Below are 18,841 nucleotides of genomic sequence, written 5' to 3'. Positions count from 1 at the left end.
GGCCGCACGCACTCAAATACGTTCCATTTTCGGCAGCCATACCCTGATCAGCGAAAACAGCCGGTCCAGATCGATAGGTTTGGCCAGATAATCATTGGCCCCGGCCTGCAAGCAACGCTCCTGATCGTCCTTCATTGCCTTGGCGGTGACTGCAATGACCGGCAGTTTGCGCCAGCGCGGATCCTTGCGAATCTGCGCAGTGGCTTCGAAGCCGTCCATCTCGGGCATCATCACATCCATCAGCACCAGGTCGATATCCGGGACCTCGTTAAGGCGGTCGATGGCTTCCAGGCCATTGCGCGCCACTTCCACCACCGCGCCTTTGTGCTCCAGGGCGCTGGTCAGGGCGAAGATATTGCGCACGTCGTCATCGACCACCAGGATGCGCCGCGCCTCGAACACCTTGTCGCGGCTGCGGGCGGTCAGCAGCATCTTCTGCCGTTCGTTGGACAACTGCGACTCGACCTTGTGCAGAAACAACGTCACTTCATCGAGCAGCCGCTCCGGCGAGCGTGCGCCCTTGATGATGATTGAGCGCGAATACTTCATCAGCTCGGCTTCTTCATCACGGGTCATATTGCGCCCGGTGTAGACAATCACCGGCGGGAACGACCGAATGCCTTCGCCGGCCATGCGCTTGAGCAGTTCGTTGCCGAGCATGTCCGGCAGCTTCAGGTCGATGATCATGCAGTCGTAGACGTGCTCGCGCAGCAGGTCCAGCGCCTCCTGGGCAAAGCCCACCGCGGTGATCTCCACGTCGTCGTCACCGATCAGCCGGGCAATGCTGTCGCGCTGCAACGCATCGTCCTCGACCAGCAGCACACGCTTGAGCTTCTGGGTCAGCTTGGCTTCAAGCTTGGCAAACACATCCTTGAGTTCTTCACGGGTGGTGGGTTTGACCGCATAGCCAATGGCGCCCATATGCAGCGCCGCTTCCTGACGGTCCTCGACAGAAATCACATGAACCGGAATATGCCGGGTGCCGGGCTGTTCCTTGAGGCGCTGCAACACGGTCAGGCCGGAGTGATCCGGCAGGCGCATGTCGAGCAGGATCGCATCGGGCGAGTATTGCACCGCCAGATCAAACCCCTCATCGGCCGCATGGGCGACCAGGCAGCGGTAACCCAGTTCGTGCGCCAGATCAAAGAGGATCTGCGCGAACCTCACGTCGTCCTCGATCACCAGAATGCAACGCCCCACAAAGGGCGCCAGCTCACGATCATCCGCGAATGTTTGCAGCGCTGGCTCGCTCGGTTCTGGCGTTGCCAGCGCCGGTTGCGGGGTGCTGGCCGGCAAGGCGGCGGCGCTTAAACTCGCCACTGGCGTGCTGACCACCGGGCTAATGACGTGCTCGCTGCCCTCGCCGGAGGCGACCCAGACCTGGGGCATCAACAGGGTGAACACGCTGCCTTTGCCCAATGTACTCGAGACGCTGATCGAACCACCCAACAGGGCGGCCAGGTCGCGTGAAATCGACAGCCCCAGCCCGGTGCCGCCATATTTACGATTGGTGGTGCCATCAGCCTGATGGAACGCCTCGAAGACACTGAGTTGCTGATCAGCGGCGATCCCGATTCCGGAATCACAGACAGCGAACGCCACGCCGCCCTCAGGCCGCGCCGAAGCGATCAGGCTGACGCTGCCTCGCTCGGTGAACTTGACTGCGTTGGACAGCAAGTTCTTGAGAATCTGCTCCAGGCGCAACGCATCGGTGTGCAGCAGCGCAGGCGTACCGGGTTGCAGCTCGACACTCAATTGCAACTGCTTCTGGCGGGCCAGTGGCTGGAACATTCGTTCAAGCCCTTCGAGCAGTCGCTCCAGGCTGCAGTTTTCCGGCCGCACTTCAAGTTTGCCGGCCTCGACCTTGGCGATATCGAGGATATCGTTGATCAGGTTGAGCAAATCGTTGCCCGCCGAATAGATCGACTCGGCAAATTTGACCTGTTCGTCACTAAGGTTACGGGTCGGATTCTCCGCCAGCAGCTTGGCGAGAATCAGCGAACTGTTGAGCGGCGTACGCAGCTCATGGGACATATTGGCCAGGAACTCTGACTTGTAACGGCTGGAGCGCTGCAATTGGTCGGCACGGGCCTGCAATTCGATCTGCGCATTGCTCAGTTCGTCATTGTTGCGGTCCAGTGCATCGCGCTGCTCGGCCAGCGCCTGGGCCTGCTCGGCCAACTGCACATTGGTCTGCTCCAGTTCTGCCTGCTGGGTTTCCAGATGTGCCTGGGATTCCTTGAGGATCTGTGATTGCTCTTCCAACTCCTCATTGGCGGTGCGCAATTCTTCCTGCTGCACCTGCAGCTCTTCGTTGAGCTGCTGGGTTTCGCTCAGCACCTCTTGCAGCCGCTGACGATAACGCGCCGCTTCGATGGAGGTACCGACATTGCCGGCCACCAACTCAAGAAACTCGATGTCACGCTCAGCCAGAGGACGCAGAAAGCCCAGCTCAATGACGCCGTTGACCTGCTCGTCATTGCGGGTCGGCACAATCACCACGCTGGACGGGTTGCCAGTACCCAGCCCGGAACTGATCTTGAAATAGTCCGTGGGCAGCGAATCGAGGGTCAGGATCCGTTGTTCATCGACCGCCTGACCAATAACCCCTTCACCGGCGTACAGCGATTGCTCGTGTTGTTCCTGCTCGCGAGAAAAACCGTAAGCGGCCACCCGGACCAGGCCGCCGTGCTCCTGGCGTACGTAAACTGCCGCCACCGCAGCGCCCATGTAGCGGGCAAAAAACTGCAGCACGTTGCGACCGACCAGATTGAGGGTCAACTGACCGATCACCTGCTCGGCCAGCTCACTTTGACCATTACGCAGCCAGGCGACCTTCTCCAGACGCTCGGCATTGTCTTGCTGCAGCTTCAGATTGGCGCCGTAAGTGTTTGACAAGGTGAGCAAATCGCGACGCCCCATCCAGGCCAGGATGGCACTGACACTGAGCACAAAGACCAGGTACAGGCTCACCGACAAAATGGTAATGCGGGTGACGTCGGCGTTGCGATTCAGACGCAGCTGCTGTTCCATGGCCACGGCCTGGTCGTACTCGCCACGGATCTGATCGGTGATGCGCTTGCCGCGCCCGGCGCGGGTCGGTGTCAGGAAGTCACCGCTGCTGCGGCGCAACTGGATCATTTCCTGGGCAAAGCTCTCCCACTCATCCTGCAGGGTCGACAGACGGCGGAAACGGTCCAGTTGCGTCGGGTTGTCGGTAACCAGCGTCTGCAAACCTTGCAGCTCGGCCTTGAGCAACGGCCGGGCGACCTCATAGGGGTCGAGAAACTGCGCATCGCCAGTGAGCAGATAACCACGCAGGCCGGTTTCCATGTCAATCGACAGTTTCAGCGAGCGGTTGGTGTTGTTGATCACCCGATCGGTGTGCTCGACCCACTGGATCGCGGCCAGCAGGTAGTTGATCAGAATGATGAAAAACACCGCGCTGAGCACGCCCACACCCAGTGGCAGGCTGACGTTACGTCCCAGTAATTTACGAAAACGCTGTTCATCGACGTTGGACGGACGATTCATGAAAAATCCCTGATGGCCCGGTGAAATGACACAGTGTGACGCAAACTTAACAAAAAGATTCCGTTTTCGCTCATACGGGATTGAAATTTCAGACATAAATTGGCAATAAGTCGCCTGCATCACACAATGGTGACGATTAACGGGAGCAGCACTATGGCGCAGAGCCATTAAGGGAACTTCTGACGGTGTTTTACTTACAGACATAGGGAGTCACAGCAATGTGGCTTTCAATGCCATTTTTTAGGGAGTTACCCATGCCAGCCCAAACCAGCACCATTCTCGTGGTCGAAGATGACGACATCGTGCGCATGCTGATTGTCGATGTTCTGGAAGAACTCGAGTACGCCGTGCTGGAGGCCGAAGACGGCGCTGCCGCCCTGAAAATGCTCACTGACAGCGCAGTGCATATTGATCTGCTGATGACCGACCAAGGCCTGCCTGATATGAAAGGCACCGACCTTGCCGGCCAGGCGCGCCAGATCCGCCCGCAGGTGCCGGTATTGTTCGCCAGCGGCTATGCAGAAATCATCGATATTCCCGAAGGCATGCATTCAATTGGCAAGCCCTTCTCCATCGACCAATTACGCGACAAGGTAAAACACATTCTTGGCAACCCATGATCCACACCCCCACGCCGGGCAACTGACCCGCCTGTTGTTTATCGGTTACGTCTGGCCGGAACCACGCTCTTCTGCCGCCAGCGGTCACGTGATGCAACTGCTGCAGTGCTTCATCGAACAAGGCTGGCAGATCACGTTCGCCAGCCCGGCCACTGAAGGACCGCACAAGGCCGACTTGCGCAGCCTGGGTATTGATGAATGCAGCATCGAGCTCAATAACAGCAGTTTCGACACCTTTGTCAGCGAACTTGACCCACATATTGTGGTGTTCGATCAATTCATGATCGAGGAGCAGTTTGGCTGGCGAGTCGAAAAACAGTGCCCTGGTGCACTGCGCATCCTTGAGACCTCGGATTTGCAGAGCCTGCGCCATGCGCGCCAGGCAATCTTGCGCGATATCCTCAAGGCTGATGCGCAAGGCGCTGATTTAACCGAGCTTTTCAAGCCGGATCACCACGGTTTATTTACCCGCATGGCCGCCAGCGACCTGGCTCAGCGCGAAATCGCCGCGCTCTACCGTTGCGACCTGAACCTGATGACCTCTGACGTTGAAATGCAGTTGCTCAACGAGCGCTTCGGCGTTGCGGCGCAGCTTCTGCACTGGTGCCCATTGATGCTCGAAGGCAGCCCGGCCAGCACAACCGGCTTTGCCGAGCGAGCGCACTTTCTGAGCATCGGCAACTTTCGCCACGCGCCGAACTGGGACGCGGTGCTATGGATGAAAAATGCCGTATGGCCGCTGATCCGCAAACAATTGCCTCACGCGCAGTTGCATGTGTATGGCGCCTACACGCCGCCCAAAGCCACCGCGCTGCACAATGCGGCGCAGGGCTTTCTTGTCAAAGACTGGGCCGAAGATGCCCTGCAGGTCATGGCGGCGGCCCGTGTGTGCCTGGCGCCACTGCGCTTCGGTGCTGGCATCAAGGGCAAGCTGATCGACGCCATGCTGTGTGGCACCCCCTCAGTAACCACACCGATCGGCAGCGAAGCCATGCAGGGCACCCTGCCCTGGCCCGGCATGATCGCTGAAACGGCGCAGGCCATTGCTGACGCAGCCGTGCAGTTGTACCAAAACCAGCCGAGCTGGGAGCAGGCGCAGCGCGACGGCTGGCAGTTGCTGCAAACACGCTATGGCTACCCGACCCACTGCGCGAGCCTGATCGGACGCATCGAGCAGTTGCGCAATGACTTGCCACGCCATCGCCTGAACAACTTCACCGGGGCCATGTTGCGCCACCATCAGCACAAAAGTACCCAGTACATGGCGCAATGGATCGAGGCCAAGAATCGGCTGGCGTGAATCAGCGGGAATTTTGCCCGCAGCGGCAAATCGAACGATAGACATTCCCCCGCCAGGAGAGCCCGATGAACATTCCAATCCCGCCTGAAGCACCGGATCCGAATATCGACGATCCGGTTATTCCTGTTCCGCCAACCGAAGAGGAACCACCGCCCATTGCCCCGCCTGCCGACAAGGGCACACCGATGGGCGACCCACCCAGCGAAGAAGCACCGGCGAAACTATGAACCGGCCGGAGGCTGACGGTCAGCCTCCGTCTCGAACCACCGGTGCGGCCGGTTGCGATCGCGCTCACACGCTCAGGACACTTCCTGGCGGTCGGTATGCTCGTTATCTGCCTCAGCCCCGTCGCCATGATTCTTCGGTTTAGGCTCTTGACGGTCCACGACATGCGGCACCAGGCTGAGGATGCCCAAGGCCAGCAAGGTGCTGAGGATCGCCATGACCTCGCGGCCCATGCCTGCGGCCACGCCGATGGCGGCGGTCATCCAGAGTCCTGCGGCGGTGGTCAGGCCCTTGACCTGGGAGATGTTCTTGGCGTGCTCTTTGAGGATGGTGCCGGCACCAAGAAAGCCGATGCCGGCGACGATGCCCTGGATGACCCGGCTCAAGGCAGTGTCGTCGGCGCCGGCCATGTCCGGGGCGAGGACGAACAAGGCGGCGCCCATGCTGACCAGCATGTGGGTACGAACACCGGCGGCCTTGCCGCGATGCTCACGTTCGAAACCGAGGATGCCGCCAAGGATCGCGGCAGTGGCCAGGCGCAGCGTCACGCGGGTCAGTTGCTCGATATCGCCAATATCGGCGAACTCCGATTGTACGGTTGCCAGTACCTGTTGCCACCACGAATTCATGACCGCTCCTTGGCGTGGGTTTATCGCGGTCACATTAGGGGTTGTCGGCCAGCCATGCAAATCTGCCAAACCTGCGTGGCCGGTTATTGATCCTCTCGTAGGAGCAGCTTCAGCTGCGAAGCCTTCGCAGCTAAAGCCAATACTGTTCAGTTAAGTCCACAAATCTCGGTGGGAGGCAGCTCTGCTGGCGAAGACGGAGGCGCATTCGCAGCAGATGCTGTGACTTTACTGGCCTCTTCGCGAGCAGACCGGGGCGCCGGCCGGCTCTTCCCACCGGGTCCGCAGTGCTTATTTGAACAGTATTGCGGCCAAAGCCGGTCCTACGTGGCTCCATGTGTGCTGCGCGACAGCGCGGCACCGAGACGGCGGGCAATCTCCTACGCGATACCCATTAAAAATCAGTGGCTTTCAATTCAGCGCCCGCCGCCGACATCAATAAACGTGCCGGTCGCATAGGACGCCTTGTCCGAGAGCAGCCATATGATCGCCTCAGCCACTTCCTGTGCGGTTCCGCCCCGGCGCATCGGCAGGTCGCCTTCGAGCTTGCTGACCCGGAACGGGTCGCCCGAGTGAACGTGAAAATCGGTAAAGATATAGCCCGGACGCACCGCGTTGACGCGGATGCCCTGCCCGGCAACCTCTTTGGCCAGGCCAATGGTAAAGGTATCCAGCGCGCCCTTGGACGCCGCATAGTCGACGTACTCGTTCGCCGCACCCAGCCGTGAGGCCACGGAACTGACGTTGACGATACTGCCACCCTGCCCGCCGTGCTGCGGTGACATGCGCAGCAGTGCATGTTTGCTGCACAGGATCGGGCCGACCACGTTGCTCATCATGATCTTGAGCAGACGAAACTCCGACATATCTTCGACCCGTGACGCGTGGGAGATGCTCGCCGCATTGTTGACCAGGTGGGTGACCGGCCCCAGTTCGGCATCGATCCGGGAATAGAGGCGAATGATCTCGTCCTCGTTACTGACATCGGCCTGCACGGCAATCGCCTGCGCGCCCAGTGCGCGGACCTGGCTACAGACCTGCTCGGCAGCACTGTGATCAGAGAGATAGTTGATACAGATTCGATAGCCTTCAGTGGCAGCCAGCAATGCGGTGGCGGCGCCGATGCCACGAGAACCGCCAGTAACGAGAAGCACTTTTTCCATATTTTTTTCTTGTGATCCGATAGGAAACGGGAGTATCCGACTGCCTGAGCGGTATTGGCAATCGGCGGGTATCAAATTGCCGGTAGCTCTGCAGCCCGCACGCGTTGCTCAGACGCCTGGACTTCTTCGAGAAAGCGCTGGGCCGGCAACGGTTGGCCCAGCAGGTAGCCTTGCAGCGAATCACACCCCAGGCGGGTCAGGAAACTCTGCTGGACATCGGTCTCGACACCCTCGGCGACGATCCGCAGGTCCAGCGCCTGGCCCAACGCCACAATCGCCGACACAATGGCCGCGTCGTCACTGTCGTGCTCAAGGTCATGAACAAAGCCCCGGTCGATCTTGATCTCGTTGGCCGGCAGACGCTTGAGGTACATCAGGCTGGAATAACCGGTGCCAAAATCGTCGATCGACAGGTCCACGCCCATTTCAGACAGCTTGTTGAGCACGGTCATGCTCGCATCGGCGTCATTCATGGCCGTGCTCTCGGTGATTTCCAGGGTCAGGCAGTTGGCCGGCAACCGATGCCGCGCCAGCGTATCGCTGACCACATCCACCAGCCCGGCATGACAGAACTGCAAGGCCGACAGGTTCACCGCGATCCGCCAATGCTGGTAACCGCGTGCCAGCCACAGGCTCATTTGCTGGCAGGCCTCATCCAGCACCCATTCACCAAGAGGAATGATCAACCCGGTCTTTTCCGCCAGGCCGATAAAACGATCCGGGGCCAGCAAGCCGTGCTGCGGATGGTTCCAGCGCAGCAACGCCTCGGCGCCCACCGGCAGGCCGCTCAGCGCGTCGAATTTGGGCTGGTAATACAGACAGAATTGCCGCTCTCTGATCGCCACCCGCAGCTCCTGAAGCAACTGCAACTGGTTGCGGGCGTCGGTGTTCATCGACGCCTCGAAAAAGCTGTAACCGTTCTTGCCATTGGCCTTGGCGTGATACATGGCGGCATCGGCGTTCATCAACAGCTCGTGCTGATCGGCGCCATTACCAGGATAAAGGCAGATACCGATGCTCACCGAGACGTGCAAGGTGTGCGCATTGACATCGAACGGCTGGGAAATGACCTCGACCAGACGCGAGGCCACGGCCACCGCTTCGCCAACATCATCCAGTTCCATGAGCAACACAAACTCGTCACCGCCGATGCGCGCCAGGGTGTCCTGGCGATGCAGATTGGCGCGCAGGCGCTGGGCAACATCGCGCAGCAGTTGATCACCAATATAATGGCCAAAGGCATCGTTTACCGGCTTGAAACCATCCAGGTCCATGAACATCAGGGCAAAACTGCTGTGATTTTTCTGCGCGGCGCGCATGGCCTGATCGATACGGTCGGTGAGCAGCACCCGGTTCGGCAGCCCGGTCAGATTGTCGTGCAACGCCAGGTGGGTCAGTTCCTGATTGGCCCTGGACAGTGAATTGGCAAGGATGGCCGTGCGTGCTTCAAGCCGGGCATCCAGTACCGAGGTCAGCAAAGCAATGCTCAGCACCGCCAGAGTGGTGACCAGCACCAGCTTGTCCAGGCCATCGGTCTTCAGGCCGTCAGTCAGCGCAGCGCAGAAACTGCCGTCGGCAAAGCTGGCTGCCGCCATGCCGGTGTAGTGCATGCCGACGATCGCCAGGCCCATGACCAGCGCGGCCGCGCAACGTGCCAGGTAAACATACGGGGTGTTTTGCCGCAGACTGAACGCGATCCACAACGCCGCGGCTGAAGCGGCCACGGCAATCACCAGCGACAGGCCGAACAGCAGCGGATCGTAGTTGATCATCGGCTGCATGTGCAGCGCGGCCATGCCCAAGTAATGCATGCAACTGATGCCTGCCCCCATCAGCAAAGCACCGAGGGCCAGGTGCGAGAATGGCAACGTTGGCTGGCTGACCAGCCACAGCGCAAAGCCCGATGAAAGCATGGCGATCAGCAGCGAACCCAGTGTCAGCAGCAGGTCATAACCCAGCTCGATGGGCAGCACGAAGGCCAGCATGCCGATGAAGTGCATCGACCAGATACCGATGCCCATCGCGAACGCGCCGCCAATCATCCACAGGTAGGCACTACGGCCTTTGGCAGTGGCCACACGACCGGCCAGATCCAGCGCCGTATAGGACGCCAGGACTGCGACCAGGATGGAGATAATGACCAGCGAGGGAACGTAGCTGCCAATCACGGGGAATGCCTCATGACGTAGACCGGGTAAGCGCATCCATGCCAATCACAATGGGGATGATTCTACCCGCTTCCACGCCAACCGATAGGCTCGCCCCGACAAAAAGTGGCAAATAGCCAGAAAAAATGCGGTTTCTCGGTCAAGCCGTGATCATTGCGCCTGGGAAGACTCCAGGCCCTGCCAGCCGCCGCCCAGCGCCGCGATCAGTTGCACGCTGGCAACCAGCCGGCTTTGCAGCACATTCAGCACACTGCGCTCGTTGCTCAGCGCCGTAGCCTGGACATTGACCACGTCCAAATAGCCGATCAGGCCGGCCTTGTACTGGTTGTCGGTCAGGCGCAGCGACTCACGCGCAGCCGCCAGTGCTTCGTCACGCACGCCCGCCTCCTGCTCATAAACCTTGAGCTGGACCATGTAGTTCTCGACCTCCTGAACGCCGGTCAGCACGGTCTGGCGATACTGGGCGACGGTCTGATCATAGACCGCTTCGACCCGGTCGACTTCCGCCGAACGCTTGCCGGCATCGAACAGGGTCAGGGCCAGTTGCGGCCCCACCGACCAGAAGCGGTTGGGCAGGCTGATCCAGTTGGAGAACGAGCTGCTGCTGTAACCGCCACTGAGGCTCAGGGTCAGGTCGGGAAAATAAGCGGCCTTGGCAACGCCGATATTGGCGTTGGCCGCCATCACCGAACGCTCGGCGGCAGCGATGTCGGGACGTCGCTCCAGCAGCGTCGAGGGCACCCCCACCGGAATGGCCGGCAATGGCGGGATGTCATCGGTCGCCGCCAGATTGAACTCGGCCGGGGCCATGCCCATCAGCACGGCAATGGCATTTTCAAACTGAGCACGCTGCCAGACCAGATCGATCAGGTCTGCCTCAGTGCTCTTGAGCTGGGTGCGTGCCTGCGCCACCGCGTCGGGTCCGGAAACCCCGGCGCGGTACTGGTTTTCGGTGAGTTTCAGCGAGCGCTGGTAGGCCTGGACCGTCGCTTCGAGCAGACGCTTTTGCTCATCGATCACCCGCAGTTGCAGGTAATTCTGTACCAGCTCCGACTGTTGGCTCAGGCGCATCGCGGCCAGATCCGCCTCGCTGGCTTCGGCGTTGGCCTCACCCGCCTCCAGGCCGCGACGCAACTTGCCCCATACATCGGCCTCCCAGCTCACCCCCAGTTGCGCGTTGTAAGTGTCGCGGATGCCGCTGCTGTTGTTCGACAGGCTTGAGCTGCTGCTACCGGTGCCCTGCGCCGAGCGGTTCTTGCCGGTGGTCAGGTTCAGGGTCGGAAACAGCGAAGCCCGGGAACTGCGCACCAGCGCCTGAGCCTGGCGGTACTGAGCCTCGTACTGGGCGACGGTCTGGTTGGAGGCATTAAGGCGCTCGACCAGTTGGTTGAGCTGCGGGTCCTGGTAGATTTCCCACCAGGCGCCACGCGCCAGCGCGTCGCTCGGCGCCGCCTGACGCCAGCCGTCGGCAGCCTTGAACTGCGCCGTGGCAATGAGCTGCGGCACCTGGTAATCGGGGCCGACGGCACAGCCACTGAGCAACAGCGCGCACAGGCAGGCCGCCAGCGGACGCAGGCGCAAGGATGGAGTGGCCGGGCAATGAGTCATAGCGGAGTTTCCAGGGCAGCGTCGGTACGCACACCGCGCCAGTCGTTGAAACGATGGCGCAGACGATCGAGATAGAGGTAAACCACCGGAGTGGTGTAAAGGGTCAGGACCTGACTGAACACCAGGCCGCCGATGATGGTCAGCGCCAGTGGCTGGCGCATTTCCGAACCTTCGGCGGTGCTCAGCAGCAGCGGCAGTGCGCCAAGGATGGCCGCGATGGTGGTCATCAGGATCGGCCGCAAACGCTGCAGGCACGCCTGATGGATCGACTCCTGCGGACTCATGCCGTTGTCACGCTCAAGTTGCAGCGCCAGGTCGATCATCATGATCGCGTTCTTCTTGACGATGCCGATCAGCAGGAACAGACCGAGCAAGGAAATCAGGCTGAACTGCGAACCGACCACATAGATACTCAACAAGGCACCTACTCCCGCCGACGGCAAGGTCGAGAGGATGGTCAATGGGTGTATGTAACTCTCGTAGAGGATGCCCAGCACCAGATAGACCAGCACCAGCGCACCGAGAATCATGAACGGCTGGTTCTTCTGGGCCTTGGCGAAGGCATCGCCGGTGCCGCCCATTTTCGAGATCACATCGGTGGGCAGACCCAGACCGGCAACAGCACGCTCGATGGCCATGGTGGCAGTGTCCAGGCTAACGCCTTCGGCCAGATCGAACGAGATATCTTCCGAAGCAAACAGCCCTTCGTGAGAGACCCGGTCATTTTCCAGGCTGCGCTCGTAATGGGCAATGGTCGACAGCGGCACGCGCTGACCGTCGGCGGTGATCACCCGGATCTGCTCAAGCGTACTGGGGTCCTGGGCGTACTTGGGATTGACCTCCATGACCACCTTGTACTGGTTGAGGGTGTCATAGATGGTCGAAACCTGGCGCTGGCTGTAGGCGTTGTTCAACACCGCAGTGACCATTTCCATATCGATGCCCAGACTTTTGGCCCGATCACGGTCGACGATCAGCGTGGTCTGTTGTGCACCCCGGCCTTCCCGGGCATCGATGGCCGTCAACTCCGGCAGGCCGCGAAACGCCGCGACCACTTTCGGATACCACTCACGCAGCAGGGCCAGATTGCCGCTCTGCAACACGTACTGGTACTGGGAGCTGGCCTGTTCGCGCACACCACCGACCTGGATGTCCTGCTCGGCCTGCAAAAACAGCCGCCCGCCCGGTACTGGCGGCAGGTTCTTGCGAATCCGCTCGACCACTTTGTCTGCCGAGAGCTTGCGCTCGCTGATGGGCTTGAGGCGCACGATCATGAACGCGTTGTTGATCCCGCCTTCACCGCCAATAAAACCGGCCACGCTCTGCACCGCAGGGTCAGCCAGCACAGCGCGCCGAAAGATTTCCATCTTCGGCTGCATGACCCGGAACGACAGGCCGTCATCACCCCGGATGAACGCCATGATCTGGCCGGTATCCTGCTGCGGCAGGAAAGTCTTGGGCACGATCACGAATAACGCGACATTACCGGCGATGGTCAGCAACAGGCTGGCCAGGGTCAGGCGCGGATGGCGCAGCACCCAGCTCAGGCTGCGATCATAGGCCACCACCATGCGGGCGTTGACCCGGTCGCTCCAGCGCTGGAACCCGGTGCGCTCATGTTCGACTTCAGGCTTGAGCCAGCGCGCACAGAGCATCGGAGTCAACGTCAGCGACACCACCAACGACACCAGGATCGCCACCGAGAGGGTGATGGAAAACTCACGGAACAGGTTCTCGATCATCCCGCCCATGAACAGAATCGAGATGAACACCGCCACCAGCGACACGTTCATCGCCAGCAGGGTGAAGCCCACCTCTTTGGCGCCGACAAACGCGGCTTGTAGCGGCGACTTGCCTTCGTGGATATGTCGGGAAATGTTCTCCAGCACCACAATAGCGTCGTCCACCACCAGACCGGTGGCGAGAATCAGCGCCATCAGCGACAGGTTGTTCAGGGAAAACCCGCACAGATACATGATCGAGAACGAACCGACCAGCGAGATCGGCACCGCCAGGGTCGGGATCAGCGAGGCCCGCAGGTTACCGAGAAACAGGAACACCACCATGATCACCAGCACCACCGCGATCAGCAAGGTCAGCTCCGCTTCATGCAGGGTGGCCTTGATCACCAGCGAGCGGTCCTGGGCCACCCCCAGTTTGACACTGGCCGGCATGACCGCCCGCAGTGACGGCAGGCGGTCCTGGATCTGCTGCACGGTTTCGATGATATTGGCCCCTGCCTGGCGATTGATCACCAGCAGTACCGCCTTCTCATCGTTGAAGAAACCGCTGTTGTAACGGCTCTCGACGTCGTCGCGAACTTTGGCGACATCCGCCAGGCGCAATACCGAACCATCCTGGTAACGGATGATCAGCGGTGCGTAATCCTTGGCCTTGCTCAGTTGATCGTTGGCCTGTACCTGCCAGTTGTGCTGGTCGTTTTCGACAAAGCCTTTGGGACGGCGTACGTTGGCCGCAGTAATGGTGTTGCGCACATCGTCCAGCGACACCCCGTACTGCTCAAGCAGATGCGGTTCGACTTCGACCCGCACCGCCGGCAGCGAACTGCCACCGATGCGCACCTCACCGACGCCCTGCACCTGGGACAGGCTCTGGGACAGGATGGTCGAGGCCAGGTCGTAGAGCTGGCCCTTGCTCAGCACCTCGCTGGTCAGCGACAGCACCATGATCGGCATCTGTGACGGGTTGACCTTCTTGTAGGTCGGCATGCTGCGCATCCCGCTGGGCAGCAGATTGCGCGAGGCATTGATACCCGCCTGAACCTCGCGGGCCGCGGCATTGATGTCAGTGCCCTGGTCGAAAGCCAGCACCACTCGGGTCGAACCCTGGCTGGAGTTGCTGCTCATCGAGCTGACCCCGGCAATCGTACCCAGGGTGCGCTCCAGCGGCGTGGCGACGCTCGACGCCATGATTTCCGGGCTGGCGCCGGCCAGGCTGGCCGATACCACGATCACCGGAAAGTCCATGTTTGGCAGCGGCGCGACCGGCATCAGGCGAAAGGCAAACCCGCCGATCAGCATGATCGCCAGGCTCAGCAGCATGGTCGCGACCGGTCGTTTTATAAAAGGCGCCGACAGGTTCATGCGTCAGCCTGTGGCGCAGCGTGCGCGGTGTCAGGCTTACGGCCCCAGCGACGCCCCAGACGGTCGAAGTACAGGTAGATCACCGGGGTGGTGAACAGGGTCAGGATCTGGCTGACCAGCAACCCGCCGACCATCACCAGCCCCAGTGGCTGGCGCAGTTCGGCACCTGAACCGGTGGCCAGCATCAGCGGCAAGGCACCGAACAATGCCGCCAGGGTGGTCATCAGGATCGGTCGAAACCGCAGCAGCGCCGCTTCATAGATTGCCGTGCGGCTGTCCAGCCCGCGGTTGCGTTCGGCATCCAGGGCGAAGTCGATCATCATGATCGCGTTCTTTTTCACAATGCCGATCAGCAAAATGATGCCGATGATCGCGATCATGCCCAGGTCGTTGCCACTGAGGATCAACGCCAGCAACGCGCCTACCGCCGCCGACGGCAAGGTCGACAGGATGGTGATCGGGTGGATGTAGCTCTCGTAAAGCACCCCGAGCACGATGTACATGGTCACCACTGCCGCCAGGATCAGCAACAGGGTACTCGACAGCGAGGCCTGGAAGGCTTCGGCAGCGCCCTGGAAGCGGGTCTGCACGCCCAGCGGCACGCCGATGTCTTTCTGGACCTGTTCGATGACTTGCACCGCTTGGCCCAGCGAGACGCCCGGTGCCAGGTTGAACGACATCATCACCGCCGGGAACTGGCCAAGGTGACCGATCGACAATTGCGCCTGACGCTGTTCTACCCGCGCCAGGCTGGACAGTTTGACCTGGCGATCATCGGTGGTCTTGACGTAGATCTGCTCCAGCGCCTGGGGCCCCAGCTCGTTGGAGTACGCCGACTGCAGCACCACCCGGTACTGACTGGCCTGGGTATAAATGGTCGAAATCTGCCGCTGACCGAAGGCGTCGTACAACGCATCGGTAATGTTGGCGGTGGTCACCCCCAGCCGACTGGCGGCATCGCGGTCGATGGCCAGGTACACCTGCAAGCCTTTGTCCTGCAGGTCGCTGGCCACGTCGATCAGTTCGGGGCGCTGCTTGAGCGCCTGCAGCAGGCGCTCGCTCCACTCGCCCAGCAGTTCGGCGTCCGGTGACGACATGCTGAACTGATACTGAGTGCGGCTGACCCGGTCTTCGATGGTCAGATCCTGCACCGGTTGCAGGAACAACCGGATGTCGGCCAATTGGTCCAATTGCGGTTGCAGACGCTGAATCACCTGGGCGGCGGTCAGGTCACGCTCACTGTGCGGCTTGAGGTTGATCAGCATGCGCCCGCTGTTGAGCGTGGCGTTATCACCATCGACACCGATATAGGACGAAAGGCTTTGCACCGCCGGGTCCTTGAGAATAATCGCCGCCAGGGCCTGCTGGCGCTCACTCATGGAGGTGAACGACACCGATTGCGGCCCCTCGCTGATGCCCTGGATCACCCCGGTGTCCTGCACCGGGAAGAAGCCCTTGGGCACCGCCATATACAGCACCACGGTCAGCGCCATGGTGCCGATCGCGACCAGCATGGTCAGTGCCTGATGATTGAGCACCCAGCGCAGCTTGCGCTCGTAGGCTTCGATCAGCCAGTCCAGCCAGGCGCCGCTGGCCCGATAGAACTTGCTCTGCTCTTCTTGCTTGGGCTCGCGCTTGAGCAGGCGGGCACACATCATTGGTGTCAGGGTCAGCGACACCACCAGCGAAATCAGGATCGCCACCGCCAGGGTGATGGCAAACTCGCGGAACAACCGGCCCACCACATCGGCCATGAACAGCAGCGGAATCAACACGGCGATCAGCGACAGGGTCAGCGACACCAGGGTGAAGCCGATTTGCCGGGCGCCCTTGAGCGCAGCCTGAAACGGCGTCTCGCCCTCCTCGATGTGACGCGAGATGTTCTCCAGCATCACAATCGCATCGTCCACCACAAAACCGGTGGCGATGGTCAGCGCCATCAGCGTCAGGTTATTGATCGAGAAACCGGCCAGGTACATCACGCCAAAGGTGCCGATCAGCGACAGCGGCACCACGATTGACGGAATGATCGTGGCGCTGATCCGGCGCAGGAACAGGAAGGTCACCATGACCACCAGAATCACCGCGAACATCAACTCATGCTGCACGTCGGTGACGGCGGCACGAATGGTCTGGGTCCGGTCAGTGAGCACCACCACTTCCAGGCCGGCCGGCAGGTTGTCGGTGATCTGCGGCAGCATCGCCTTGATCCGGTCGACCACCTCAATGACGTTGGCCCCTGGCTGACGCTGGATGTTCACCAGCACTGCCTGGTTCTGGTTGGCCCAGGCCGCCAGGCGGTCGTTCTCGGCACCGTCGACGATCTGTGCAACGTCCTTAAGACGCAGCGGCGCACCGTTTTTATAGGCGACGATCAGGTTGGCGTATTCGGCGGCCGATTTTAGCTGGTCATTGGCGTCGAGCATCGAGGTCAGAATCGGACCGTCGAAGTTGCCCTTGGGCTGGTTGACGTTGGACGCGCTGATCAAGGTGCGGATATCGGCCAGGTTCAGGCCATTGGCCGCCAAGGCCTGCGGGTTGACCTTGATGCGCACCGCCTGGCGCTGGCCGCCGGCAATGCTGACCATCCCCACGCCGGTCACCTGGGAAATTTTCTGCGCCATGCGGGTGTCGATCAGCTCGTTGAGCTGCGGCAACGGCATGGTCTTGGAGCTGACTGCGATGGTCAGTACCGGGGTGTCGGCCGGATTGACCTTGTTGTACACCGGTGGTGCCGGCAGATCGCTGGGCAACAGGTTGCTGGCAGCATTGATCGCGGCCTGGACTTCCTGCTCGGCGACGTCCATCGACAGCTCAAGGCTGAAACGCAAGGTAATCACCGAGGCGCCACCGGAGCTGTTGGAGGCCATCTGGGTCAAGCCGGGCATCTGCCCGAACTGGCGCTCCAGCGGCGCGGTCACCGCACTGGTCATCACCTGCGGGCTGGCACCGGGGTACAGCGTGATCACCCGGATGGTCGGATAATCCACCTGCGGCAAGGCCGAAACCGGCAGCAGGGTGTAGGCGATCAGGCCGGCCAGCAAAATCGCCAGCATGCTCAGCGTGGTGGCGACCGGGCGCAGGATGAACAGGCGGGAGATATTCATGCTTGGCTGTTTTCCACCGCGCCTGCAGAAGCCGAGCCTTCACCGGCTTTGCCGGGCTTGCCCTGCAGTTTCTGGCTCGGCGTGGCCGGCACGTCCTTGCTGTCGGAGACGATCTCGACCTCAGTACCCTCGCGCAGCCGGTCGGTGCCTTCGAGCACCACTTGGGTGCCGGCCGCCAGGCCTTCAGTCACGACGGTGTAGGTCTCGTTGCTCGGGCCGGTCTTGAGCAGGCTGATCTTGACCTTCTTGTCATCGCCCAGCGAGTAAACAAAGGTCCCTTTGGTGCCGTACTGCACCGCAGCGGTGGGCACCAGCACGGCCTGCCTGAGGGTATTGGCCAGCAGCCGCACGTTGACGAACTGGTTAGGCAACAGCGATTCATCGCGATTATCAAAGCGTGCCTTGAATTTCAGGGTGCCAGTGGTGGCGTCAATCTGGTTGTCGAGACTGGCCAGCACGCCACTGCCCTGCTGCTTCTGATCACCCCGGTCCCAGGCCTCGACCGGCAGCTTGTCGCCACTGCGATAGCGCTCTATGACCGCCGGCACGTCGGTTTCCGGCAAGGTGAAGGCCACCGAGATTGGCTGGGTCTGAGTGATCACCACCAGTGCGGTGGTGTCGTTGGCCGCGACCAGGTTGCCCAGATCGAGTTGTTTGAGGCCTACCCGACCGCCAATCGGGGCACGGATTTTAGTGAAATCCAGATTCAGCCGCGCTTCGTTGACCGCGGCCTGATTGGTCTTGATCGTGCCCTTGTACTGGTTGACCAGCGACTCGGCGGTATCGAGGGTCTGCTTGGCAATGCTGTCTTCGCGGTACAGATCGCGGTAGCGCTGCACATCGAGCTCGGCGTTACGCAGCAATGCCTGATTGGTCGCCAGCGTGCCTTCAGCCTGTTGCAGGGCAATCTGGTAAGTACGCGGGTCGATTTCCGCCAGCAGGTCACCGGCCTTGACCATCTGGCCTTCCTGGAAGTGGATCTTGATCAGCTCACCGGCCACCCGGCTGCGCACGTTGATGGTGTTGGTCGCTGTGACCGTACCCAGCGCCTTGTAATAGATCGGGAAGTCCGCCTGAGTGGCGGGAGCAACCCGCACCGGCACTGCCTGGGTCGAGCCACCGAAACCGGGGCGGGCCATGCCGCCACGCCCGCCTGAATGGCCCGCCTCGGCGGTCTTGTGCGGCGTGGAGGCCGGCCAGAACCACCAGCACAGGCCGATGATCGCCAGCAGGACCAACAGACTAACCAACCAGCGACGAGAGTTACGGGGACCAGACGATTGCATGAATAAATCAACCATTGCAGGTGGGGGCTTTTTCGAAGGCTGAACAATAAGCACAGATGAGCTTCAAGCAAAGCGCCTTTACCAAGCGCTTACCTTCGCT

General features: G+C 60.9%; 11 protein-coding genes. 3 read left to right on the top strand and 8 right to left on the bottom strand.

The window, feature by feature from the left end:
* Positions 1 to 12: 12 nt before the first annotated feature.
* Positions 13 to 3,534, bottom strand: a complete 3,522-nt coding sequence (locus tag PSCI_RS21700) for a response regulator (protein WP_045490913.1) — start codon at positions 3,532 to 3,534, stop codon at positions 13 to 15.
* Between the two features lie 254 nt (positions 3,535 to 3,788).
* Between PSCI_RS21700 and PSCI_RS21695 the strand changes: the two genes are divergently transcribed.
* The 3 genes from PSCI_RS21695 to PSCI_RS29565 all read left to right on the top strand — a co-directional run bounded on the left by PSCI_RS21695 (position 3,789) and on the right by PSCI_RS29565 (position 5,681).
* Positions 3,789 to 4,154, top strand: coding sequence for a response regulator (locus tag PSCI_RS21695; RefSeq protein WP_045490912.1), 366 nt, complete (start codon positions 3,789 to 3,791; stop codon positions 4,152 to 4,154).
* Positions 4,141 to 5,454, top strand: coding sequence for a glycosyltransferase (locus PSCI_RS21690; protein ID WP_045490911.1), 1,314 nt, complete (start codon positions 4,141 to 4,143; stop codon positions 5,452 to 5,454). The genes PSCI_RS21695 and PSCI_RS21690 overlap by 14 nt, the downstream gene beginning before the upstream one ends.
* Positions 5,455 to 5,519: 65 nt before the next feature.
* The gene (locus tag PSCI_RS29565; protein WP_173426696.1) at positions 5,520 to 5,681 is read left to right on the top strand and encodes a hypothetical protein; all 162 of its coding nucleotides are present in this window, start codon (positions 5,520 to 5,522) and stop codon (positions 5,679 to 5,681) included.
* Positions 5,682 to 5,753: 72 nt separating this feature from the next.
* On the opposite strand, the gene PSCI_RS21685 is transcribed toward PSCI_RS29565, so the two are convergent.
* The 7 genes from PSCI_RS21685 to PSCI_RS21655 form a co-directional block, all read right to left on the bottom strand.
* Positions 5,754 to 6,308 carry an MgtC/SapB family protein gene (locus tag PSCI_RS21685; protein WP_045490910.1) on the bottom strand — a complete coding sequence of 185 codons (555 nt, stop codon included), beginning with the start codon at positions 6,306 to 6,308 and terminating at the stop codon, positions 5,754 to 5,756.
* Positions 6,309 to 6,721: 413 nt separating this feature from the next.
* On the bottom strand, positions 6,722 to 7,468 hold the full coding sequence (locus PSCI_RS21680) for an SDR family oxidoreductase (RefSeq protein WP_045490909.1): 747 nt from the start codon (positions 7,466 to 7,468) through the stop codon (positions 6,722 to 6,724).
* A gap of 71 nt (positions 7,469 to 7,539) precedes the next feature.
* Entirely contained in the window at positions 7,540 to 9,672 is a 2,133-nt protein-coding gene (locus tag PSCI_RS21675; protein ID WP_045490908.1) for a putative bifunctional diguanylate cyclase/phosphodiesterase, read from the bottom strand.
* A gap of 114 nt (positions 9,673 to 9,786) precedes the next feature.
* On the bottom strand, positions 9,787 to 11,244 hold the full coding sequence (locus PSCI_RS21670) for an efflux transporter outer membrane subunit (protein WP_045490907.1): 1,458 nt from the start codon (positions 11,242 to 11,244) through the stop codon (positions 9,787 to 9,789).
* Positions 11,241 to 14,348 carry an efflux RND transporter permease subunit gene (locus PSCI_RS21665; protein ID WP_045490906.1) on the bottom strand — a complete coding sequence of 1,036 codons (3,108 nt, stop codon included), beginning with the start codon at positions 14,346 to 14,348 and terminating at the stop codon, positions 11,241 to 11,243. The genes PSCI_RS21670 and PSCI_RS21665 overlap by 4 nt, the downstream gene beginning before the upstream one ends.
* Positions 14,345 to 17,455 (bottom strand): MdtB/MuxB family multidrug efflux RND transporter permease subunit, encoded by a 3,111-nt coding sequence (locus PSCI_RS21660; RefSeq protein WP_045490905.1) that lies wholly within the window; start codon positions 17,453 to 17,455, stop codon positions 14,345 to 14,347. The genes PSCI_RS21665 and PSCI_RS21660 overlap by 4 nt, the downstream gene beginning before the upstream one ends.
* Positions 17,452 to 18,756: an MdtA/MuxA family multidrug efflux RND transporter periplasmic adaptor subunit gene (locus tag PSCI_RS21655; protein WP_045490904.1), complete on the bottom strand. Its 1,305-nt coding sequence runs from the start codon at positions 18,754 to 18,756 to the stop codon at positions 17,452 to 17,454. The genes PSCI_RS21660 and PSCI_RS21655 overlap by 4 nt, the downstream gene beginning before the upstream one ends.
* Positions 18,757 to 18,841 lie beyond the last annotated feature (85 nt).

It is taken from the genome of Pseudomonas sp. StFLB209, from assembly GCF_000829415.1.
Taxonomy (GTDB): Bacteria; Pseudomonadota; Gammaproteobacteria; order Pseudomonadales; family Pseudomonadaceae; genus Aquipseudomonas.
This window is presented reverse-complemented; position numbering and strand designations above follow the sequence as displayed.

Bases quoted from the DNA above. Each gene is read 5' to 3' on its own strand.
- PSCI_RS21675 (WP_045490908.1), bottom strand. From the start codon at position 9,672: ATGCGCTTACCCGGTCTACGTCATGAGGCATTCCCCGTGATTGGCAGC.
- PSCI_RS21670 (WP_045490907.1), bottom strand. From the start codon at position 11,244: ATGACTCATTGCCCGGCCACTCCATCCTTGCGCCTGCGTCCGCTGGCG.
- PSCI_RS21680 (WP_045490909.1), bottom strand. From the start codon at position 7,468: ATGGAAAAAGTGCTTCTCGTTACTGGCGGTTCTCGTGGCATCGGCGCC.
- PSCI_RS21685 (WP_045490910.1), bottom strand. From the start codon at position 6,308: ATGAATTCGTGGTGGCAACAGGTACTGGCAACCGTACAATCGGAGTTC.
- PSCI_RS21665 (WP_045490906.1), bottom strand. From the start codon at position 14,348: ATGAACCTGTCGGCGCCTTTTATAAAACGACCGGTCGCGACCATGCTG.
- PSCI_RS21655 (WP_045490904.1), bottom strand. From the start codon at position 18,756: ATGGTTGATTTATTCATGCAATCGTCTGGTCCCCGTAACTCTCGTCGC.
- PSCI_RS21660 (WP_045490905.1), bottom strand. From the start codon at position 17,455: ATGAATATCTCCCGCCTGTTCATCCTGCGCCCGGTCGCCACCACGCTG.
- PSCI_RS29565 (WP_173426696.1), top strand. From the start codon at position 5,520: ATGAACATTCCAATCCCGCCTGAAGCACCGGATCCGAATATCGACGAT.
- PSCI_RS21700 (WP_045490913.1), bottom strand. From the start codon at position 3,534: ATGAATCGTCCGTCCAACGTCGATGAACAGCGTTTTCGTAAATTACTG.
- PSCI_RS21695 (WP_045490912.1), top strand. From the start codon at position 3,789: ATGCCAGCCCAAACCAGCACCATTCTCGTGGTCGAAGATGACGACATC.